This window comes from Streptomyces sp. NPDC088252, from assembly GCF_044740965.1.
Lineage (GTDB): Bacteria > Actinomycetota > Actinomycetes > Streptomycetales > Streptomycetaceae > Streptomyces.
Genome location: NZ_JBIURS010000006.1, coordinates 333852 through 353845 on the forward strand (window position 1 = coordinate 333852; position 19994 = coordinate 353845).

The 19994-nt window shown below is 70.6% G+C and carries 19 protein-coding genes and 5 tRNA genes; 14 read left to right on the forward strand and 10 right to left on the reverse strand.

The genetic code is table 11. The features are described 5' to 3' along the window. Positions 1-13: 13 nt before the first annotated feature. The 3 genes from ACIOHC_RS15470 to ACIOHC_RS15480 all read right to left on the reverse strand — a co-directional run bounded on the left by ACIOHC_RS15470 (position 14) and on the right by ACIOHC_RS15480 (position 270). Positions 14-85, reverse strand: a tRNA-Val gene (locus ACIOHC_RS15470). 1 nt (position 86) lies between these two features. Beyond that, positions 87-160 (reverse strand) — tRNA-Cys (locus tag ACIOHC_RS15475). Positions 161-197: 37 nt separating this feature from the next. Then, positions 198-270: transfer RNA gene (locus ACIOHC_RS15480), tRNA-Gly, on the reverse strand. A 163-nt stretch (positions 271-433) separates the two neighbouring features. Here ACIOHC_RS15480 and ACIOHC_RS15485 point away from each other — a divergent pair. The 3 genes from ACIOHC_RS15485 to ACIOHC_RS15495 all read left to right on the forward strand — a co-directional run bounded on the left by ACIOHC_RS15485 (position 434) and on the right by ACIOHC_RS15495 (position 3190). Then, complete coding sequence (locus ACIOHC_RS15485; RefSeq protein WP_351074344.1) at positions 434-1468, forward strand: chorismate-binding protein; 1035 nt, start codon at positions 434-436, stop codon at positions 1466-1468. Then, positions 1468-2289, forward strand: a complete 822-nt coding sequence (locus ACIOHC_RS15490; RefSeq protein WP_401842958.1) for an aminotransferase class IV — start codon at positions 1468-1470, stop codon at positions 2287-2289. Before ACIOHC_RS15485 ends, ACIOHC_RS15490 begins: the two co-directional genes overlap by 1 nt. Before the next feature lie 64 nt (positions 2290-2353). Beyond that, a complete protein-coding gene (locus ACIOHC_RS15495) occupies positions 2354-3190 on the forward strand; it encodes a GNAT family N-acetyltransferase (RefSeq protein WP_351074274.1) in 837 nt (278 codons plus the stop codon). A 42-nt stretch (positions 3191-3232) separates the two neighbouring features. On the opposite strand, the gene ACIOHC_RS15500 is transcribed toward ACIOHC_RS15495, so the two are convergent. Continuing rightward, positions 3233-3748 (reverse strand): DsbA family protein, encoded by a 516-nt coding sequence (locus ACIOHC_RS15500; protein WP_351074275.1) that lies wholly within the window; start codon positions 3746-3748, stop codon positions 3233-3235. Positions 3749-3953: 205 nt separating this feature from the next. Here ACIOHC_RS15500 and ACIOHC_RS15505 point away from each other — a divergent pair, with 205 nt between their 5' ends. From ACIOHC_RS15505 to ACIOHC_RS15515, 3 genes are all read left to right on the forward strand, one after another. Continuing rightward, complete coding sequence (locus ACIOHC_RS15505; protein ID WP_351074276.1) at positions 3954-4412, forward strand: hypothetical protein; 459 nt, start codon at positions 3954-3956, stop codon at positions 4410-4412. A 246-nt stretch (positions 4413-4658) separates the two neighbouring features. Then, complete coding sequence (locus ACIOHC_RS15510; RefSeq protein WP_351074277.1) at positions 4659-5678, forward strand: LacI family DNA-binding transcriptional regulator; 1020 nt, start codon at positions 4659-4661, stop codon at positions 5676-5678. A gap of 338 nt (positions 5679-6016) precedes the next feature. Next, positions 6017-6172, forward strand: coding sequence for a hypothetical protein (locus tag ACIOHC_RS15515; protein WP_351074278.1), 156 nt, complete (start codon positions 6017-6019; stop codon positions 6170-6172). Positions 6173-6176: 4 nt separating this feature from the next. On the opposite strand, the gene ACIOHC_RS15520 is transcribed toward ACIOHC_RS15515, so the two are convergent. Both ACIOHC_RS15520 and ACIOHC_RS15525 read right to left on the reverse strand, forming a co-directional pair. Next, entirely contained in the window at positions 6177-6764 is a 588-nt protein-coding gene (locus tag ACIOHC_RS15520; protein WP_365690400.1) for a CGNR zinc finger domain-containing protein, read from the reverse strand. Positions 6765-7117: 353 nt separating this feature from the next. Next, on the reverse strand, positions 7118-7531 hold the full coding sequence (locus ACIOHC_RS15525; protein ID WP_003959770.1) for an SsgA family sporulation/cell division regulator: 414 nt from the start codon (positions 7529-7531) through the stop codon (positions 7118-7120). 190 nt (positions 7532-7721) lie between these two features. On the opposite strand from ACIOHC_RS15525, the gene ACIOHC_RS15530 reads away from it, so the two are divergent. Together ACIOHC_RS15530 and ACIOHC_RS15535 are read left to right on the forward strand one after the other, a co-directional pair. After that, positions 7722-8201 (forward strand): TIGR02611 family protein, encoded by a 480-nt coding sequence (locus ACIOHC_RS15530; RefSeq protein ID WP_351074280.1) that lies wholly within the window; start codon positions 7722-7724, stop codon positions 8199-8201. A 54-nt stretch (positions 8202-8255) separates the two neighbouring features. Next, positions 8256-8327 (forward strand) — tRNA-Val (locus ACIOHC_RS15535). Between the two features lie 400 nt (positions 8328-8727). Here ACIOHC_RS15535 and ACIOHC_RS15540 read toward each other — a convergent pair. After that, a complete protein-coding gene (locus ACIOHC_RS15540) occupies positions 8728-11250 on the reverse strand; it encodes an SCO7613 C-terminal domain-containing membrane protein (RefSeq protein ID WP_401842959.1) in 2523 nt (840 codons plus the stop codon). A gap of 83 nt (positions 11251-11333) precedes the next feature. On the opposite strand from ACIOHC_RS15540, the gene ACIOHC_RS15545 reads away from it, so the two are divergent. Then, the gene (locus ACIOHC_RS15545; protein ID WP_401842961.1) at positions 11334-11780 is read left to right on the forward strand and encodes an SRPBCC family protein; all 447 of its coding nucleotides are present in this window, start codon (positions 11334-11336) and stop codon (positions 11778-11780) included. Positions 11781-11819: 39 nt separating this feature from the next. Further along, positions 11820-11891: transfer RNA gene (locus ACIOHC_RS15550), tRNA-Val, on the forward strand. A 96-nt stretch (positions 11892-11987) separates the two neighbouring features. Here the strand turns inward: ACIOHC_RS15550 and ACIOHC_RS15555 are convergent. Further along, positions 11988-12713 carry a 3'-5' exonuclease gene (locus ACIOHC_RS15555; protein ID WP_351074283.1) on the reverse strand — a complete coding sequence of 242 codons (726 nt, stop codon included), beginning with the start codon at positions 12711-12713 and terminating at the stop codon, positions 11988-11990. 192 nt (positions 12714-12905) lie between these two features. Between ACIOHC_RS15555 and ACIOHC_RS15560 the strand changes: the two genes are divergently transcribed. From ACIOHC_RS15560 to thrS, 3 genes are all read left to right on the forward strand, one after another. Further along, positions 12906-13472 (forward strand): DUF4365 domain-containing protein, encoded by a 567-nt coding sequence (locus ACIOHC_RS15560; RefSeq protein ID WP_351074284.1) that lies wholly within the window; start codon positions 12906-12908, stop codon positions 13470-13472. Further along, positions 13472-14740, forward strand: coding sequence for a hypothetical protein (locus tag ACIOHC_RS15565; RefSeq protein ID WP_365690396.1), 1269 nt, complete (start codon positions 13472-13474; stop codon positions 14738-14740). Before ACIOHC_RS15560 ends, ACIOHC_RS15565 begins: the two co-directional genes overlap by 1 nt. 134 nt (positions 14741-14874) lie before the next feature. Next, positions 14875-16860, forward strand: a complete 1986-nt coding sequence (thrS, locus tag ACIOHC_RS15570) for a threonine--tRNA ligase (RefSeq protein ID WP_351074286.1) — start codon at positions 14875-14877, stop codon at positions 16858-16860. 73 nt (positions 16861-16933) lie between these two features. On the opposite strand, the gene ACIOHC_RS15575 is transcribed toward thrS, so the two are convergent. Then, positions 16934-17611: a potassium channel family protein gene (locus ACIOHC_RS15575; RefSeq protein WP_351074287.1), complete on the reverse strand. Its 678-nt coding sequence runs from the start codon at positions 17609-17611 to the stop codon at positions 16934-16936. 66 nt (positions 17612-17677) lie between these two features. Here ACIOHC_RS15575 and ACIOHC_RS15580 point away from each other — a divergent pair, with 66 nt between their 5' ends. Next, positions 17678-18238 carry an HIT domain-containing protein gene (locus tag ACIOHC_RS15580; protein ID WP_351074288.1) on the forward strand — a complete coding sequence of 187 codons (561 nt, stop codon included), beginning with the start codon at positions 17678-17680 and terminating at the stop codon, positions 18236-18238. A gap of 56 nt (positions 18239-18294) precedes the next feature. Here the strand turns inward: ACIOHC_RS15580 and ACIOHC_RS15585 are convergent, their stop codons facing one another. Next, a complete protein-coding gene (locus tag ACIOHC_RS15585; RefSeq protein WP_401842964.1) occupies positions 18295-19965 on the reverse strand; it encodes a hypothetical protein in 1671 nt (556 codons plus the stop codon). Positions 19966-19994 lie beyond the last annotated feature (29 nt).

Consider the following 19994-nt stretch of genomic DNA (forward strand, 5'->3'; position numbering starts at 1 on the left):
CCTAGTGGACCAGTGGACGATACTGGGATTGAACCAGTGACCTCTTCCGTGTCAGGGAAGCGCTCTCCCGCTGAGCTAATCGTCCTTGGAGGTGGAGACGGGATTTGAACCCGTGTAGACGGCTTTGCAGGCCGTTGCCTCGCCTCTCGGCCACTCCACCAGGAGTGGGGGTTCGGGAAGATCCCCCACTTTCTGCGAGCGGACGACCAGGTTCGAACTGGCGACCTCAACCTTGGCAAGGTTGCGCTCTACCAACTGAGCTACGTCCGCTTGTCTTTCCCGGTCCGCTTGCGCGTCCCGGCGACGTGTTGAACTCTAGCGGATTCCCGGGCCAGTACAAAAACGCGTTTGTGCAGCGTGCTGAGGTGCGTTCGCCCCGGCGCAGGTCATCGGGCGCCGTCCTAGACTCAACGGCGTGCACGACCTCGCTCCAATGGCCCGCTTCGGCGGCCTCGTCGCCTCCGATCTCCAGGACGTGACCAGTGATCCCGCAGCCCTCGACTCGTCCGGCTTCTGGGCCGTATCCGCCGATTTCGAGGGCCGCCTCGTCTGCGCGCGTTTCGGCACCGTACGCACCGAGGCGGTACCCGCCCCGGTGCGCGGCGCCTGGCGCGGGCCCGCGGCCGGCGACTGGAACTCGTCCCTGGACCGTGCCGCGTACACGGAGGGCGTACGGCGGATCCGCGCGTACATCGCGGCGGGCGAGGTCTATCAGGCCAACCTCTGCCGGGTGATGACCGCGGAGCTGCCCGACCCCGCCGCCGCGGACGTGGACGCGCTGACCTCGCTGCTCGCGCGCGGCAACCCCGCTCCGTACGCGGGAACGATCCGGCTGCCCGCGCACGGCGTGGAGATCGCCACCGCGTCTCCCGAACTGTTCCTGAAGCGCGACGGCCGGACCGTCGAGTCCGGACCGATCAAGGGCACCGGACGGACCGAGCACGATCTGCTGGAGAAGGACCACGCCGAGAACGTGATGATCGTCGACCTGGTCCGCAACGACCTCGGTCGGGTCTGCGCCACCGGATCGGTCACGGTCCCCGACCTCTGCGTGGTGGAGAAGCACCCCGGCCTCGTCCACCTCGTCTCCACCGTGCGCGGAGAGCTTGCCGAGGGGGTCGGCTGGCCCGAACTCCTCGCTGCCGCGTTTCCGCCGGGCTCCGTCACCGGGGCACCGAAGTCCAGCGCGCTCCGGATCATCGAAGAGCTGGAGACCGCGCCGCGGGGGCCCTACTGCGGCGGTATCGGCTGGGTCGACGCCGACCGCCGCACCGCCTCCGTGGCCGTCGGCATACGGACGTTCTGGATCGACCGGACCGGGGGCGCCCCGGTACTGCGCTTCGGCACCGGGGCAGGCATCACCTGGGGCTCCGATCCGGAGCGCGAATGGGACGAGACCGAACTCAAGGCGTCCCGGCTGCTCGCTGTGGCGTCGGGCATTGACGAAACAATGGGAAGGACGGCGTGATGAGGATTTGGGTCAACGGCGAACTGCGGGACGCCGACGACGCCCGGGTGTCCGTGCTCGACCACGGACTCACCGTGGGGGACGGCATCTTCGAGACGGTCAAGACCGTCGACGGCAGGCCCTTCGCCCTCACCCGCCATCTCGACCGGCTGACCCGCTCGGCCCGGGGCCTGGGTCTCCCCGAGCCCGACCTCGACGAGGTGCGCCGCGCCTGCTCCGTCGTCGTGGAGGCCAACCCGATGGCGCTCGGCAGGCTGCGCATCACCTATACGGGAGGACTCTCCCCGCTCGGCTCCGACCGCGGTGACGCGGGTCCCGGCCTCGTCGTCGCCCTGGGGGAGGCCGGGCGCCGCCCCGACACCACCGCCGTGATCACCGTCCCCTGGACGCGCAACGAACGCAGTGCGCTCGCGGGGCTGAAGACCACCTCGTACGCCGAGAACGTCGTCGCTCTTGCCCGCGCCCATGAGCAGGGCGCGTCGGAGGCGCTCTTCGCCAACACGGTCGGGCGGCTCTGCGAAGGCACCGGGTCCAATGTCTTCGTCGTGCTCGACGGACAACTGCACACCCCGCCGGTCGCCTCCGGCTGCCTCGCCGGGATCACCCGCGCGCTGGCCGTGGAGTGGACAGGGGCTCAGGAGACCGACCTGCCGTTCGATGTCCTGGAACGGGCCGAGGAGATCTTCCTGACCTCCACGCTGCGCGACGTGCAGGCCGTCCACCGGGTGGACGACCGGGTGCTGCCCGGTGCACCGGGACCGGTGACGGCCAAGGCCATGCGGATCTTCGAGGAGCGGGCCGGGAACGACCTCGACCCGTAGGACGTGCACCTCGGATCGGTAAAACCGGGTGACGGGCCCGGGATCGGCGGATAGAACGTTTGCGATGACCACGACCCTCCGGCCCACGGGGCCGATCCAGCAAGGTGCCGACGGCGCGAAGAGCCGCGCGTACGACGTGTGCGACAACGGGCGCCCGGTCGGCGCCGTCGAGATCGGCACGGATCCGAGGTTCGGTGCGAAGGCCGGTGAGCTCCGCTCCCTGAGCATCGACGAGCCGAGCCGGCGGCGAGGCCGTGGCACCATAGCCGCGCTCGCCGCCGAAGAGGTGCTGCGCGGATGGGGATGCGACCAGGTGTCCCTCTCGGCACCGGCGGGCAACGAGGGAGCCCGGCGGCTGGTCGCCGCGCTCGGCTACACCGAACGCAGCCGGAACATGCTCAAGCACCTCGAACCGACGGCTCCGGAGCTCCCGGACGGTGTCGACGCCCGCCCGATGAGTGCCGAGGAGTTCGCGCAATGGCAGCGCACCAGCGTCGACACGTACGCGCGGTCCTGGATCGACCAGGGCGTCCCCGTCGATCAGGCCCTGCAGAAGTCCCGGTCCGACCACGCCCGTAACCTGCCGAACGGCATCGACACCGCGGGCATGCGTTTCCATGTGCTGGTCGTCGGGGGCGTGGTCGTCGGCCACGTGTGGGTGTCGGTGCATGAAGACGGTCCGGGCGAAACGACCGGATTCGTCTTCGATGTCGAGGTGGGCGAGGAGTTCCGGGGTCGCGGCCATGGACGTGCCCTGATGTGGCAGGCCGAGCGCATCACGCTGGACGCGGGTGCCCATCTCCTCGGGCTCCACGTCTTCGCGTCCAACACACCGGCCCTGCGGCTGTACGAGTCGCTCGGATACCGGACGACTCGGTACAACCTGAGCAAAACGCTGTAGGGCTTTCGGAAGCGGCCCCGTTCGTCCCGGGGCCCCGACGGCTCAGTCCCGCTCTGCGAGCAGCCGGTCGGCGATCTCCTCGATGCGCTCGCGCAGCCCGTCCTGGCTCCTGCCGCCGTCCAGCCGCTCGTCACCGATCACATAGGTCGGCGTGCCGGTGACACCGATCGCCTTGCCCTCGGCCTGGTCGGCATCGACGATCAGCATGTGACGTCCGTCGATCAGAGCGGTGTCCATCTCCTCCGCGTCCAGGCCGAGTTCCCGTGCGACCTCGATCAGGAGCGGTTCACCGGTGCGGCCGAGGTCGGCGGTGCGGGCGAGAACCGCCTCGATGTACGGCCAGCCCCTGCCCTGTTCCACCGCCTCCTCGGCCGCCTGCGCGGCGGCGTAGGCATGCTTGTGCTTCTCCAGCGGGAAGTGCCGCAGCCGCACCTCGATGCGGTCCCCGTATGTGGCCCGCAGGGCCTGTACATCGGTGAGGGCCTGGTGGCAGTCGGGGCACTGGAGCTCGCACCAGAGGTCGAGGACGACAGGGGACGCGGGGGTGGAATCGCTCATGCGGTCAGTCTCCCAGGGCTCCTCCCTGCGTCCCAATCGGCGCCCGGCCCCGTTCCGGCCCGGGATGACCGCAGCGCGGCCGTATCGGCACCTGGGGATGATCCCGGCCCTGAAATGTCCCTGATGTGGGCCCGGACCGTGGCCGCTCGGCCGGTGGGCGGTGCAGGATGGAAGGGTCGTTTCCCCTTGCGCCCTGGAGGCCCCGATGCTTGCCGAGACCATCTGCTCCGCGGTGTCCGCGGCGGGCCTGGGCATCGCCGCCGTCACCGCATACCGGAAGCGCTTCCTCGCCGCGGCCCGGATCGCCGCCTACTCCCTGGTCCCGGTCGGCCTGGTGCTCACCGGGGTCGTGGACTGGGTCGTCGGCATCGCCTTCAAGCCCAGTGTCTGGCTCGGCTTCGGGCTGCTGGCCGTGGCCTGGTTGCTGTTCATGACCACGCGTGCGATCGAGCGCCGCGGCCTCGGAACCCGCAAGGAGCGCAAGGCCGCCGCGCGCGCGGCGCAGGGCGGAGCCGTGGCTCCCGCGGCTTCGGCACCCTCCCTCGGGTCCGGACTCCCGGCGACCCGGACGCAGCCGGGCGCGCCGGCGAAGCCGGAGCGGTCCGCCGCCTCGGGCGACGACTTCAGTGACATCGAGGCCATCCTGAAGAAGCACGGCATCTGACCTCTGCCCCCCTGCCCCCGCCCTCTCGGGGCGGGGGCAGGTGTGTCCCTGGTGATGAATCGATTCATTGATCACCTTGACGACGTCCGGGGATGCGGCTAGCGTCCCGAGGTCGGATTGAAACAATTCATTGTGCAGTGGTGACACCCGGGCGGCGGACCGGGACGACGGGTTCCGCGCACGGCGTCCGTACGACGGTGCGACGCCGCGGACCCGTGCTGCAGAGGGCATCGGTGGGGCAGGGCAGTGGCGCGTGTGGCAGGGATCAAGGATGTGGCCCGGCAGGCCGGAGTCTCCGTGGGCACCGTGTCCAACGTGATCAACCGGCCCGAGGCGGTGCTGCCGGAGACCCGCGCCCGGGTGCTGGCGGCCATCGAGGAACTCGGTTACGTCCGCAGCGAGTCGGCCCGGCAGCTCAGGGCGGGCCGCAGTCGGATCATGGCCCTGCTCGTCCTCGACATGGGCAACCCGTTCTTCGTCGACGTGGCCCGTGGCGCCGAGCGTGCCGCCCGTGCGGCCGGCCTCGGCGTCATGGTCTGCAACAGCGACCAGAGCCCGGCGGAGGAGGCCGAATACCTCGGACTCTTCGCTGAACAGCGGGTGTGCGGCGTGCTGGTCACCCCGGCCGACGCGACCGGCCGCAACCTGGAGACGTTCAGCCGCCACCGCATCCCCTACGTGCTGGTGGACCGGGTGGCATCGGGCACGGGGACCTGCGCGGTCTCCGTCGACGATGTGCGCGGGGGCGCTCTCGCCGTCGGCCATCTGGTGTCGGCCGGGCACCGCTCGGTGGCCTACGTCAGCGGACCCGGCGACCTCCACCAGATCAGGGACCGGCGCGAGGGTGCCCTGTCGGCGCTGGCCGACGCCGGACTGCCGGCCGAAGCACTCGTCGAGATCCCCTCCGACCGCCTGGACGTGGCCGCCGGCCGCGACGCCGGGGCCCGGCTGCTCGGTCTCGTCCCCCGGCCGACCGCGGTGTTCTGTGCCAACGACCTGCTCGCCCTCGGCGTGCTTCAGGCCCTGTACGCGGCGGGCGTGCGCGTGCCGCACGACATCGCCATCGTCGGCTACGACGACATCGAATTCGCCGCAGCCGCTGCCGTACCCCTCACCTCGGTCCGCCAGCCGGCGGTCGTGATGGGCCGGATGGCCGCGGAACTCCTGCTGGAGGAGGCGGACGACGAAGACGGCACCCACGAGCATCGCAGCGTGGTGCTTCAGCCGGAGCTCGTGGTGCGCGCCTCCAGCGCGGCGCCACGCTGAGACCGGGGCCCGTCGGCTCCGCCCCCGCTCGCGCCGTTCCCGTCCAACTCCGCGGCCACGGAGCGGATTTCGGCGATCCGGTCGACCCCGGCCCTTCCGGTGGTGCGTCGGGGGCCGGTCGGACCGTCTTCCTGCGGTTCCCGAATTCGGTGTGTGCGGCCCAGTGTTGGGCAACGCCCCTGTCCGCGCGGGGCCGTTCACCGGCAGCCGTGCCGAAAACCTGACGGCCGATCGGACGCCGGAGCGAATTCCGCCCGGTACGAGGGTGGGTGAACTCCCCGTGCGAAAAAGCGTGTTGATCGCCAACGGGGGCCGAACTGAGTCATGATCGTCCCGAGATGGTCGACACCTCCCCGGGCGATGCCCCCGCACCCCCTGCCGAAGAGCCGCGCGGCTGCCTCTTCGCGCTTTCCCAGCCCCCTCTGATGATCTTCCTCGCGGTGATCGGCAGCCTGCTGCTGATGGCCGCGGTGCATGATCTCTTCATGCTGTGAACGGTCAGTCGGCCGCTTCCTTGCGGCGTGCCCGGTACGCGGCCACATGCAGACGATTACCGCAGGTCCGGCTTGAGCAGTAGCGGCGGGAGCGGTTGCGCGAGAGGTCGACGAAGGCGTGCCGGCAGTCCGGCGCCCCGCAGCGCCGCAGCCGTTCCTGCTCGCCCGCCACCACGATGAAGGCCAGCGCCATGCCGCAGTCGGCCGCGAGGTGATCGGCGATCGAGGCGTCCGGCGCGAAATAGTGCACATGCCAGTCGTAGCCGTCGTGGTTGCTGAGCTGCGGTGTGGTGCCGGCGGCGGCCACGAGGGCGTTGACGAGCGAGGCCGCGGTCCGGGCGTCGTCCGTCGCGAAGATCGCGGCGAAACGCGTGCGCACGTCCCGTACGGCGCGCAGGTCCTTCTCGTGGAGCTCGCCCACGCCGCTGATGCGATGACGTCGCGCGAAGTCGTACAGCGCTTCGATACCGGCGAGCCCGTCGGCCGGCCCGGCCTCCGGCTGCCCGCTCGCCGGTGGCTCGCTCTCCGGTGCGGTGTTCAGCAGATCGACCACCGTGTCGAGGGCGATCCGGGTGTCGTGGGGGATCAGCACGCTTTCGCTCCCTGGCCTCCGGCGGGCGGGTGTCCGCCGATGCCGGCTGACTCTACTGGCTCGGCGGCGGCGCACAGGGGCCGAGAGGGCCCGTCACGGGTGCTGGGAGCGCTTACCGGCCACCTGGTGGCACCGTGGGGCCGCAGGCGTCCGTCCGGGCCCGGAGGGTCTCCCCGGAGCTTCGGCGTGCGCGCCGGTGCTCCGGGGCGTGCGCGTACGACCGCCGGGCGACGCGCGCCGACGCCGTCACCACGGTGGATTCCGTGATGACGGCGTCGGTGTCAGCCCTATGTGGTTGTCCGCGCGGCGCCGTCTCCCCGAGTCGGACGGCGCCGTGCAGCTCTCGGCCTGGCTCAGCTCTCGGCCAGGATGTGTGAGAGCTCCGTGTCGAGGTCGAAATGTCGATGCTCGGTGCCCGGCGGAACTGCGGCGTCGGTCCGCTTCAGGAACGACTCCAGCGCCCTCGCCGGGGCTTCGAGCAGGGCTTCGCCCTCTGGGGAGCTCAGTGCGATGCAGACGACGCCCTGGCCGTGACTACGGGATGGCCAGACGCGGACGTCTCCGGTGCCGGTGGGCCGGTGCAGCCCCTCGGCAAGGAGGTCACGGGCGAAAACCCATTCGACCGTTTCCTCCGCTCCGGTGTGGAAGGTGGCGTGCACGGCATAAGGATCGGCCGTGTCATACCGCAGGCCCGCGGGTACAGGCAGTGAGGACTCGCTCGACACAACGAGGCGCAGGTGCAGCTCGCAGCTGACCGTGGTGTTCATAAGCGCCAGGGCCTTTCGCTCAGTGTGCGCTCGGGGATTCGCACGTCGGCGAAATCGACATGCCACCTACGGTGGCGTTGTAAACCCCTCTGACCTTTTTGTGCCCCTTCAGGTAGCTCGTACGGCGGTGTGTAACTTTGGGTTATGCGGCCATTCCGGTGACGAAGGCCGTTCCGGTAGGTTGGCTCCCATGAACGCGGAGAGCGACGAGCGGGGCGGGGGCGTCGTACCGGCGAGACCGTTGTCCGCCACGGGGGATGTGACGGAAGGCGTCACGGAGGGCGTGACCAGGGAGGGCCGGGAGCTCGGATCCCGGGCGCCCGGTTTCATCAAGGCGTCCAGGACGCTGCATCTGAGCTGGCAGGTCGGCGTCTTCGTGGTCGGCCTCGCAGTGGTCGTGGCGGGGATCATCATGCTTCCGCTGCCCGGTCCCGGCTGGCTGGTGATCTTCGGCGGCATGGCGATCTGGGCGACCGAGTTCGTGTGGGCGCAGCTGGTGCTGCGCTGGACGCGGAGGAAGGTCACCGAGGCCGCTCAGAGGGCGCTCGATCCCAAGGTCCGGCGGCGCAACATCCTCCTCACTGTGACCGGTCTGGTGATCATCGTGGTGCTGGTGGGGATCTACGTCTGGAAGTTCGGCGTCACCATGCCGTGGAAGATCCACGAGTGACCCGGGCGTGGTCATGGGGCACCGCTGACATGGGGTAATGTTTGGCCTGCGCCCGGGCGATTAGCTCAGTGGGAGAGCGCTTCGTTCACACCGAAGAGGTCACTGGTTCGAACCCAGTATCGCCCACCCGGGACAGAGAGTCCGTGAGACCGCAGAGTCTCACGGACTCTCTGCATTTCTTCATCGATTCAATCGCCGTGGCCGCGCACATCGCAGGAATCCACTCTTCGAGAAGAAACATCCGGATATCGGGATCGGAGTGGAGTTCCGCGGCCGCCTCACCGGATCACGGAATTACCGGAAGGCGTTCGGGCTCCGGACCTCGCCGGGCCATCTTTCCCGACGTCTTCCGGAACTTTACGCATTCGGGCAGGCTGAAAGCGCCTGCTGTGCGAATGCCGGGGACAGCTCGGCCGTGTCAGCGCCGTCTCCGGCGCACCCCGCCGGAGGTCCTGACGGCCACCCGCCGGCCCGGACCCGTCAAGGCCCCGGACCGGCCGTGCGGCACACCGTCGACGCATCACCGTCAACGCATCCGGCCCAGGACCTCCTTCAGCCGTCGGGCATCGCGCAGCCGCTGCTCGTATGTCGCGCCGACCACCAGCAGCAGCACCCCGGCCAGCGCGGGCGGCAGCCAGCGCGGCAGCACGCCGACGACCTGGACGACGTAAGGCGCGAGTTCGTGCAGAGCGTCCAGGGCCAGCACCGCACCACCGAGCAGCAGCAGCGCCTGCAGCCGCAGCCGTGCGCCTGCCAGGGTGATCACCAGCGCCGCCACGCCGAGCAGCAGCGGCCGCAACCAGTGCGGATCGGCCCACGCCGTGAAGAGACTCGGCACCAACGTCGCGGCGAGCCCCGCTCCGTACGCCGTCCACGACGACGCCTGCGGATCACGGCGCCGGCGCAGCACGCCGACCGCCAGGGCGGGCACCGTCACCGGGAGGGTGTACGCCTCCGGGACCGACACCCCCGAAGCCGACAGCCGAAGCCAGGCAGCCAGGACGAACAGCACCATCGCAAGAGGGCCGGCCACCGGTCGCCGCTCGGGCCGCACGGCCGTGCCCGCCGCCAGTACCCCGCACAGCGCCAGCACCAGTGCGAGGAACGGCAGGTCCGGCACCGCCATGCCCACCGCCAGCACACCTGCGACGCCTCCGGACAGCTCGACCGGCAGAGCGGGCGGGCGGCTCCGCAGCCGCCCCCCGAGCAGCACCGTCACCGCGGGGACGACCAGCATGACCGGCGCCGCCCGATACCCGGCGAGCCCCAGCGATTCCCCGACCGCGCGGGCCAGCACCGTCGCGCACACCACCGCGCCGCACGCGGGTACCGCCTGCACGAGCTGCGACATCCGCACCGCATGCGCCGCCCGGACGGCCGGGAGCGGCGGCAACGCCCGCGCCGCCGAAGCCGCGGCGCCGCCGAGCACCACCGCGGCCGTCCCGAACACCACCAGCAGGACCGTGAACGCCGTGTACGTCGAGGCCTCCGTGGCGAGCGACAGCATCCCCGCGCCCGCCGCACCGAGCAGACCGCACACCAGGGCGGTCGCCCCCACCGCGCCCGGGCCGCCGCGCAGACCGCGTACCGCGACCGCGAAGACTCCGGCGGTCAGCGCCAATTGCACCGTCACGGCAGCGGCGTACGACCACCCCAGCACCGCGGGGAGGGCGGTGAGTCCCGCCCAGCCGAGCGCCACCGCCCCGGCCCCCGCGGCGGCCCGCCACCCAGGGCCCGGCGACAGCACCGGTCCGGCAGCCCGCAGTACCCGCTCCCAGAACCGGTGCACCGCCCCCAGCAGACCGGCCACCGCCAGCAGCACCACCGGCGCGGAGACCAGATGGGACCAGGCCGGCCCCTCGGCGGCCAGCGCACCTCGGACACCGCCGTCGGGCACCCCCGACCACACCCGGACCAGTTGCGTCACGGTACCGATCAGCGACATGCCGACCGCCGGCAGCGCGGCCGGCACCGCCCCCGCGGTCACCGCGGCCGAAGCCCACGCCAGGCCCTGCGCGACCGGGCGCGGCAGCGGAGTGCGCACCGCCGCCAGCAGCACCACACCGCACAGGAGATACACCGGCACCGACCAGTCCCAGGTCACCCCGGCACGCAGCACACCGCCCACCGCCGCCACCCCGCACAGCCCGGCCACCAGACCACCGGCGACCGCCTGCGCCGACGGCGCACGCCACGCCCCGAACACCGCGACCGCCGCACCCACGAGCAACAATGCGCCCGGTGCCGAAGCGGCCTGCACCCCATCGGCGGAGACCGACTGCGCCAGGGCCACCAGCAGCCCCAGCAGACCCGTCGCCCAGCCACCGACGCAGGCCGTCACCCGTACCGCAACGCCCCTGCCCCACAACGCGATCGCACAGTCCGACGCGGCCGTCAGCAGCAGCGCCCAGCCGAACGTCGTGGCGCCCGCACCCGCCGACCACGCCCACAGCAGCAGCGGCAGCTGCGCACTCACCACCGCGAGCGGCAGCGGCAGCCGGAGCCGGTCGAGAAGCAGTCCGTAGGCCGCCCACAGTGCGGCGAGCACCGCCGCGGCGACAGCGGCGAATCCGCGCCCGTCGGCCTCGGGCACGGCCACCCGGTGCAGCGCGTACGCGTCCAGCACCATCAGCACCGCCGCCAGCGCGGCGAGCGACTCGGCAGTCGAGGCGAGACCGCGCCGCAGCAGCACGGCAGGAGTGGCCAGCGCCGCCACCGTCACCACCGCGAGTACCGCCGAGCGGCCCGCGATCCCCATGTCGCCCCAGCTCACCAGGGTGAACGCGACAGCCGCGACGGTCAGCAGCAGACCGCCCAGGGCGAGCAGCACATTCTGCGCACTGCGCGGCGGTCCGGCCGGTGCGGCAGGGTGTCCGGGCGGAGCCGCGAACGGCGGCGCGGGGGGCGCGGCGGATGGCGCGACCGGGCTCCCGAGCGCACTCAGCAGCCAGGCACGACGCATCAGCAACTGGGACCGGCGGGCGTCCAGCCGGGCCAGCTCACGATCGAGGAGCGCCAATTCCTCGGCGGGTGGCGGCACATGTTCCATGGACCGGAGTGTGGCGCCGGCCGCAGGAGCGGACATGCGCTCGGATACTCAGTTCCCCGGCTGAGTACGAGCAGACTGGGGTCATGGACTGGAGTCACTACCGTTTCGTGAGTGTCTGGGACCTGCCGGGCAAGCCCGACACCGTGTACGAGATCCTCGGACGCCCCGAGGACTACCCGTGCTGGTGGCCGCAGGTCCGTGAGGTCACCTCGGTCGACGACACCACCGGTACCACCCGGATCCGCTCCTTCCTCCCGTACGACCTCGTCATGACCGTCCGTGAGCGCCGCCGCGACCCCGCGGCCCGGGTACTCGAAGCGGCCCTCGGTGGGGACCTCGACGGGTGGGCCAGGTGGACGGTCACCGCGCGCGAAGGCGGCAGCCGGGCCACCTACGAGCAGGAGGTCGAGGTCCGCAGACGGCTGATGCGACTCCTCGCGGTGCCCGGACGCGCTGTGTTCCGGGCCAACCACGCCCTGATGATGCGTGCCGGACGCCGGGGCCTCACGGCCAGGCTGGAAGCGGTTTGAACCAGACCCGCCGGGCCCTGTATGGTTCAACCCGTTCCCGGGCGATTAGCTCAGTGGGAGAGCGCTTCGTTCACACCGAAGAGGTCACTGGTTCGAACCCAGTATCGCCCACCCGGGAGAGGCCGGTCCGTCAGCAGAATCGACGGACCGGCTTCTGCGTGTCCGGACGCGGAGACCGTGCCGGTGTCCACCGCCACGGCCGTCCGGTCATGCCGCGGCCGGGAGCTCCGGGCGCAGCGGCCACGCGGGATCCACCGTCTCCGCCGTGCCGTTCTTCGCGAACCACGCCTGGAGGCCCCGCGCCTGCGCCGCGTGCCAGACGGCCTGCAAGGTGTGCAGCTCCGGCGGCGTGAGCCGCTCCAGACGGGACGAGAAGCGCCGGGCCACCGCCCGTACCAGCTCCAGCGACGCCGTCGCGTCGGCCGCCGCGTCATGTGCGCCGTCCAGCACCACGCCGTACAGCTCGCAGAGATCGGTGAGGGTCCGCCGCCCCTTGCGGTAGCGGTCCAGATGCTTGTCGAGCACGCGTGGATCCAGCACGCACAGCGGAGTGTTCTGCAGATAGCCGGCGAGCGACGACGCGCGATGACGCCTCAGTTCGCGGTCCAGCAGCGTCAGATCGAACGGAGCGTTCATCACGACGAGGGGGCGGCCGGCCGCGCACTGCTCGGTCAGCGCGCGGGCCATCTCCTCCATCACCGGCGCAGGCCAACGGCCGTTGCGCTGAAGGTGATCGTCGGTCAGGCCGTGTATCTCGGTCGCCCCGACGGGTACCGGAACCCCCGGATTCACCAGCCAACGGGTGACCCGCACCCGCCCGCCTGCCGTGTCCTGCACGACCAGGGCGGCCGACACGATCCGGTCCTCCTCGACGTCCACTCCCGTTGTCTCGGTGTCAAAAGCGGCCAGTGGCCCTTCGTACCAGTGAGTCATCCCCGAACTCCTCGTGCCCGAACGGCAGATGGAGTGATTCCCCTGCCCGGTCCGGTGATACCCGCCCTGTTTGCCTGATACGCCGTTTGCGGGCCGCCCCGTGCGGTGACAACACAAGTGACGAGCAAGGAAGTTGCCCGTCGTCCCCGCACCGAGCAACCGATCGGCGCAGCCCGGAAGGCACACGCAGCCATGGCGCTCGCGAAGCCCGAACCGAGCGGGCTGTTGCCCCAGCGGATCGCACCGCTGCGCGGCACACTCGCCACCACCGCCTGTATGGAGACTCTTCAGGTGGGCTACCTGCACGCGGTCGCGGCCGCGGCCGGATGTTCCCTGTCGCAGCCCTTCCCCGACAACGGCATCGACTGGCACGTCAGCCACGGCGCCCCCGGTCATGCCGTGGACGACGAAGTGACCATCAAGGTGCAGTTGAAGAGCACCTACCAGATCCCGCCGCAGCCGCCGGGACCCTCGTTCGCCTTCACGCTCGACAACGCGCACCTCGTGAAGCTCGCCCGCACCCCCGTCTCGGTGCACAAGATCCTGGTCGTGATGATCGTGCCGCGCAGCCGGGACGACTGGCTGCGCGCCGGACACGACCGGCTCGACCTGCGGCACTGCTGCTACTGGACCAACCTGGCCGGCCACGCGGTGACGGGCCGGCACCGGACCACCGTGCGGATCCCGACCTCGCGCGTATTCGACGACCGGGCACTCTGCGAGATCATGACCCGCGTAGGGGCGGGAGGGAGACCCTGATGCACCGGTCGATGGACGAATCCGCCGACGAAGCGATCCCGTCGGCCACCCGCTCGCACCCCGGCGAACCCGCGGCGCCGTGGCCCACCGCCTTCCAGCCGCTCGGGGATGTCCCCGACCCCGCCCGTGTCGACCCGGCGGTGCTCGGCGCCCTGCTCGACCGGCACGGCTGGCACCGCCGCGGCGGGGCGACCGGGCGCTACAGCCGCTGGACGCCACCGGGACCACCGGCTCCGCCCGGCGGGGGTACGAGCCTCCTCGTCCCCGACACCACCGCCTTTCCCGACAGCGAGGACCTTCTCGGCGAGGCGCTGACCGCGCTCGCCCGCAGCGCCGCCCCTTCCGCCCGCGAGGTCCTGATCTCCCTCGCCGTACCCAGCGACGAGATCCGCTGGTGGCGCGAGGCCCCCGAACCGGTCGGGGGAGCGGCCAGCTGGACGGGCGCGGAACAACTGCGCACCGCCGCCCGGCAGGTCCTGCTCGCCGGAGCCCTGGCCGTGCGGGGACGCACGGGCTACCACGGGGCGCGCCACCGCCGCCGGGCCCGCGCGGCCCTCGAAGGCGTCCTCGTCGGACCCGTGTCCGACGGGCGCGACCTCACCGCGTTCGTCCCCGTGGAACCGGGCCGCGCCGTCGCCGTACGGCTCCACCACGCCTTGCACGCCACGCGTGACGCCGTGGACTACCAGCGGGCCACCGGGGGGCTCGAAGCCTTCGACGCCGCCGTCGGGGCGGGTGTCAGCCGGGAACTCACCGAGGCCCTCATCACACTCGTCCGGGGCTCGGAAGGGGCCGGCGTCGCGCTGGAATGGGCACCCGCCGCCGGAATTCCCGCAGGCTGCCCGGCCCGCCCCGAGCCGGTGGAATTCACCCCGGGGGACCTGCCCGCCCTGCGCCTGGCGGGCGCCCGCTACCTGAGGGAGGAGCCCGCGGTGACGGTACGGATCACCGGCGCCGTCGTCGGGCTGCGCCGCTCGGGACCGCGTGGCGCCGGAGTCGTGCGGCTACGGGTGCTGGCCGGCGCCGAGGTACCGCACGTACGGCTGGAGCTGGACGAGGAGGCGTACCGGATCGCCGGCCACGCCCACCTCGTAGGGCTGCCGGTCCGGGTGGAGGGCAGGCTGGAGAGCCGCGGCGGCTTCCGGCGGCTGACCAGGGCCTCGCAGGTGGTGCCCGTGCAGGTGGACGAGGCGGAACGGGACCGGCTGATGAAGTCGCTCCAGGAGAACGTCGACCATTTCGAGGAGGCCTGCACCGGCGAACAGTGACGTGGGGGCGTGCCGCGGGGAGCGAGAGGCCTTCGCGGCTCGACCGTTTCGCAGAGGGGGCCCGCGGCTCGGTACGATTCGTATCGCACGCGCACCACGCATGGCGTGCGTACCCCCTGAGTCAGGAGAGACCGGTGTCAGACGTCCGTGTGATCATCCAACGCGATTCCGAGCGGGAAGAGCGCGTGGTGACGACGGGCACTACGGCTGCCGAGCTCTTCCCCGGCGAGCGCACCGTCGTCGCCGCCCGGGTCGCCGGCGAGCTGAAGGACCTCGCGTACGCCGTCGCCGACGGAGAGGTCGTCGAGCCTGTGGAGATCTCCTCCGAGGACGGCCTGAACATCCTCCGGCACTCCACCGCGCACGTCATGGCGCAGGCTGTGCAGGAGCTCTTCCCCGAGGCCAAGCTGGGCATCGGTCCGCCGGTCAAGGACGGCTTCTACTACGACTTCGACGTCGAGAAGCCGTTCACTCCGGAGGACCTCAAGGCCATCGAGAAGAAGATGCAGGAGATCCAGAAGCGGGGACAGAGGTTCTCCCGCCGGGTCGTGACGGACGAGGCCGCCCGCGAGGAGCTGGCCGACGAGCCGTACAAGCTGGAACTCATCGGCATCAAGGGCTCCGACTCCGTCGAGAGCGCCGGCGACGGCGCGGACGTCGAGGTGGGCGGCGGCGAGCTGACCATCTACGACAACCTCGACCCGAAGAGCGGCGAGCTGTGCTGGAAGGACCTCTGCCGAGGTCCGCACCTGCCGACCACCCGGAACATCCCGGCGTTCAAGCTGATGCGGAATGCCGCGGCGTACTGGCGGGGCAGCGAGAAGAACCCCATGCTGCAGCGCATCTACGGCACCGCGTGGCCCACCAAGGACGAGCTCAAGGCGCATCTGGAGTTCCTGGAGGAGGCCGCCAAGCGCGACCACCGCAAGCTCGGCAACGAGCTGGACCTCTTCTCCTTCCCGGACGAGATCGGTTCCGGTCTCGCGGTCTTCCACCCCAAGGGCGGCATCATCCGCCGCACCATGGAGGACTACTCGCGCCGGCGTCACGAGGAGGAGGGCTACGAGTTCGTCTACTCGCCCCACGCCACCAAGGGCAAGCTCTTCGAGAAGTCCGGCCACCTGGACTGGTACTCCGAAGGCATGTACCCGCCCATGCAGCTCGACGAGGGCGTGGACTACTACCTCAAGCCCATGAACTGCCCGATGCACAACCTGATCTTCGATGCGCGCGGACGTTCGTACCGTGAACTGCCGTTGCGTCTCTTCGAGTTCGGCACGGTGTACCGGTACGAGAAGTCCGGCGTCGTGCACGGCCTCACCCGGGCCCGGGGCTTCACGCAGGACGACGCGCACATCTACTGCACCAAGGAGCAGATGGCGGAGGAGCTCGACAAGACGCTCACCTTCGTCCTGAATCTGCTCCGCGACTACGGTCTGACCGACTTCTACCTGGAGCTCTCCACCAAGGACCCGGTCAAGTTCGTCGGCTCCGACGAGGTGTGGGAAGAGGCCACCGAGACGCTGCGCCAGGTCGCCGAGAAGCAGGGCCTGCCGCTGGTCCCGGACCCGGGCGGCGCCGCGTTCTACGGCCCGAAGATCTCCGTGCAGGCACGCGACGCCATCGGACGTACCTGGCAGATGTCGACCGTCCAGCTCGACTTCAACCTGCCGGAGCGCTTCAACCTGGAGTACACGGGCCCGGACGGTGCCAAGCAGCGCCCGGTCATGATCCACCGTGCCCTGTTCGGCTCCATCGAGCGCTTCTTCGCCGTGCTGCTGGAGCACTACGCGGGTGCGTTCCCGGTCTGGCTGGCCCCGGTCCAGGCGGTCGGCATCCCGATCGGCGACGCGCACATCCCGTACCTCCAGGACTTCGCGGCCAAGGCCCGGAAGAAGGGGCTCCGGGTGGAGGTGGACGCCTCGTCCGACCGGATGCAGAAGAAGATCCGCAACCAGCAGAAGGCCAAGGTGCCCTTCATGATCATCGCGGGCGACGAGGACATGGCCAACGGCGCCGTCTCCTTCCGCTACCGCGACGGATCGCAGGAGAACGGCATCCCCGTCGAGGACGCCCTGGCCAAGATCCAGCAGGCCGTCGAGGACCGCGTCCAGGTCTGACGGCTGCCGAGCCCGGATCCGACAGGTGCGGAGTCCGGGCCCGACGGGAACGGAGTCGCAGGCCCCCGGAGAGCTACCCGCCCTCCGAGGGCCTCTTCTCGTCCTCCCGTCTGAACACATGCAACAGCCACGACGAGAACGAACCGGTCACCGCGCCCAGCAGCCCCAGCCCGCAGGCCATCAGGCACGCCGCGACGGTGCGGCCGCTCGGTGTGACCGGCACCGTGTCCCCGTACCCCACCGTCGTGAGCGTCTCGCACGCCCACCACACCGCGTCACCGAAGGTACGGATCGAGGCCCCCTCCGCCAGGTGTTCCTCGTGGTACACGGCGAGTGAAGCGGAGAAGCCGAGCAGCAGAGCGGACGCACTCGCGTAGGCGATCACGCGGGCGTACAGGCTCAGCCTCGGCTGTTCCCTGCGGCGCTGGACCGCGGTGTAGACGCGGATCAGGCGCAGCGGCCTCAGCAGGGGGAGCAGCAGGACCAGCGTGTCCAGCCAGTGCACCCGGAGGAAGCGGTGGCCGAGTCCGCTGAGGCGGAACCGCACGACGTAGTCCGCGGCGAAGAGCAGCCAGGTGGCGCAGACCAGGGCGAGGGCGAGGCCGCGCCAGGGCTCCGCGTCGTGGGGAGCCAGCACGCGGACCGCGTATCCGAGCAGGAAGAGCAGCGAGGCGCCGAGGAGCGGCAATTCCGTGCGCTGCTCCCAGCGCCTGAAACGAAGGGGGGCGGATTCCGCGGGCCGGTCGCTCATCGCCTCAGCATTGCCGGGCCCCGACGGGTGCGGCCCCGGCGACACGCTGCCAGGGGCTGAAGCAATATGCTGATCGGCATGACGAGTGAGCCGGAGCAGCAGATCGGAGTGGGGACGCCCGACGCGTTCCAGCGCCTGTGGACGCCCCACCGGATGGCGTACATCCAGGGCGAGAACAAGCCGACCGGTCCGGAGGCCGGCGACGGCTGCCCATTCTGTGCGATCCCGTCGAAATCGGATGAGGACGGGCTTGTCGTCGCGCGCGGCGAGAAGGTGTACGCCGTGCTCAACCTGTATCCGTACAACGGTGGGCATCTGATGGTCGTGCCGTACCGGCACGTCGCCGACTACACCGAGCTGGACGGTCCGGAGACCATGGAACTCGCCGATTTCACCAAGCGGGCGATGGTGGCCCTGCGGGCGGCGTCGGGCGCGCACGGGTTCAACATCGGGCTGAACCAGGGGGCTTCCGCAGGAGCAGGTATCGCCGCGCACCTGCACCAGCACCTGGTGCCGCGCTGGGGCGGCGACACCAACTTCATGCCGGTGATCGGGCATACGAAGGTGCTGCCGCAGCTGCTCGCCGATACGCGCAAGATGCTGGCCGACGCCTGGCCCGCGGCCTGATCCGGGCTGTCGTTCCCGCGTGGGCGCCCCGCTTGTGCCGGGGCGCCCACGCGCGTCTACGCGTCGTACAGGTCGGCCTTGCGCGGAGTCGGGTCCTGCACGGCTCCGCTCAGAATCATCGAGCGGTTGTCGAAGCGTTCGGTGTCGACGCCGTTCTCCTCCAGGACGCGCAGGGCGGCGGTGTGCACGGCGCGCAGGACGGGAGTGGCGGCGCGCATCGCGTCATCGGCCATGAAGCGGTGGCGCCACGGCTTCTCGGCCCAGGCGTGCCGCAGCCCGAACGGCTCGGGCAGGGCGATCTTGCCGCCCAGGTAGTCGAGGAGCGGCGGGTACCAGGTGAACGGGGCGCGCAGGGCCAGGCGGACGACCTCGTGGGGTTCGACCAGTGCGAGGGTGATGTCGCGGGTCTCCCAGAACCGGACGGTCTTGTTGACCGTCTTCGTCTTCGCCGACGGCTTGCTGGTGAAGAGCGAGTGGACCGGTCCGAGCGCGTGCCCGGTGACCTCGATGCGCAGGGTTTCGTAGAGCACGGTGACCGTGATCATCATGGTGATGACCAACTGACCGTCCCAGAGCGTGAACTGAACGCCCAGGTAGTGCCGGTCACCGCCGCCGAACTGCTGGTGGTTGCAGATCCGCTGTATCTCGTGCGGCTTGACCTGGAAGGTGGCGACGTCCTCACCGTCGGGGCGGGAGATCGAGTCGGCGTTCTCGCCGACGGGTGACACGATCCAGTGGGTGACCGACGGAGTGGGAAATCCTCCGGTGTTCAGCGGGCCGCGCTCCAGCACCTTGAGCTGGTCGTGGATGGCCCGTATCAGGTCCCAGCTGCGGAACTGGTGGAATTCCTTGCCGGGCTCCTTGGAGACGAGCTCCTCGGCGAGCTGCCAGCTGCCCCAGCGGGTGCCCATGCCGAGGATTCCCTTGGGACCCGCGTAGAAGACCGAGTTGGACTGCTGCTCGGCGGAGAGCTTCTCCAGGCCCTGGCGCAGTGCCTCGCGGGCGGTCTCGTTCGGGTTCTTGGGGACGGCCTCGGGGATCTTGGCGATGACGCCGCCGCCGGAGAGCAGCCCTTCCCAGCGGGCGCGCATGTCCTTGGCGGAGGACTCGGCGATCCGCTTGGCGAGGAGCCAGCCGACGACGGGGGCGACGATCATCGCGCGTGCGTAGATCGCCAGGAATCCGGTGAGCGGCAGCTTGATCAGGAAGAACAGGGCCACGATGCCGACGACCGGGAGCAGGGCGTTGCCCAGGGCGGCGAGGGCCTTGTCCTTGGTGCCGCTGAGCCCGTCGCGCAGCCGGAAGGCGATGACCCACAGGAGCATTCCGGGCAGGAAGAGAAAGCCGAACAGGGCGGTGATGGCGGTCAGCTTGGTATCGCGCGCCCTGCGCAGGCGGGTCGCGGACAGACAGTGCTCGACCACCGTCTGCGGGTCGGTCCCGAAGGACTGGACGAGAGCCTTCCGGGCGCCGCCCAGCATCCGCTCCTGGACGGCACGGGAGAACGCCTCACCGAGATTGGGCTTGAAGTAGTCGGACTTCAGGAATTCGGAACGGCCCGCCTTCACTTCGGACTTGTGCCACTCGCTGTTGGCGTCAAGGATCTGCTCCACCGGGCTGTCGCGGTACGCCGCCGAGGCGAGTGCGTTCGTCGCCACCGCCTGTCCGCCCGAACCCTGGATCGGGATCTGCGCTCCCGGAGAGAAATCGAATCCGTCGTTGGCCACTGTCGCCCCCACTCGCCGCCGAGCATCTG

Bases quoted from the DNA above. Each gene is read 5' to 3' on its own strand.
- ACIOHC_RS15580 (WP_351074288.1), top strand. From the start codon at position 17,678: ATGCTGATCGGCATGACGAGTGAGCCGGAGCAGCAGATCGGAGTGGGG.
- ACIOHC_RS15505 (WP_351074276.1), top strand. From the start codon at position 3,954: ATGCTTGCCGAGACCATCTGCTCCGCGGTGTCCGCGGCGGGCCTGGGC.
- ACIOHC_RS15495 (WP_351074274.1), top strand. From the start codon at position 2,354: ATGACCACGACCCTCCGGCCCACGGGGCCGATCCAGCAAGGTGCCGAC.
- ACIOHC_RS15555 (WP_351074283.1), bottom strand. From the start codon at position 12,713: ATGACTCACTGGTACGAAGGGCCACTGGCCGCTTTTGACACCGAGACA.
- ACIOHC_RS15545 (WP_401842961.1), top strand. From the start codon at position 11,334: ATGGACTGGAGTCACTACCGTTTCGTGAGTGTCTGGGACCTGCCGGGC.
- ACIOHC_RS15540 (WP_401842959.1), bottom strand. From the start codon at position 11,250: ATGGAACATGTGCCGCCACCCGCCGAGGAATTGGCGCTCCTCGATCGT.
- ACIOHC_RS15500 (WP_351074275.1), bottom strand. From the start codon at position 3,748: ATGAGCGATTCCACCCCCGCGTCCCCTGTCGTCCTCGACCTCTGGTGC.
- ACIOHC_RS15560 (WP_351074284.1), top strand. From the start codon at position 12,906: ATGGCGCTCGCGAAGCCCGAACCGAGCGGGCTGTTGCCCCAGCGGATC.
- ACIOHC_RS15515 (WP_351074278.1), top strand. From the start codon at position 6,017: ATGGTCGACACCTCCCCGGGCGATGCCCCCGCACCCCCTGCCGAAGAG.
- ACIOHC_RS15485 (WP_351074344.1), top strand. From the start codon at position 434: ATGGCCCGCTTCGGCGGCCTCGTCGCCTCCGATCTCCAGGACGTGACC.
- ACIOHC_RS15530 (WP_351074280.1), top strand. From the start codon at position 7,722: ATGAACGCGGAGAGCGACGAGCGGGGCGGGGGCGTCGTACCGGCGAGA.
- ACIOHC_RS15565 (WP_365690396.1), top strand. From the start codon at position 13,472: ATGCACCGGTCGATGGACGAATCCGCCGACGAAGCGATCCCGTCGGCC.
- ACIOHC_RS15575 (WP_351074287.1), bottom strand. From the start codon at position 17,611: ATGAGCGACCGGCCCGCGGAATCCGCCCCCCTTCGTTTCAGGCGCTGG.
- ACIOHC_RS15525 (WP_003959770.1), bottom strand. From the start codon at position 7,531: ATGAACACCACGGTCAGCTGCGAGCTGCACCTGCGCCTCGTTGTGTCG.
- ACIOHC_RS15490 (WP_401842958.1), top strand. From the start codon at position 1,468: ATGAGGATTTGGGTCAACGGCGAACTGCGGGACGCCGACGACGCCCGG.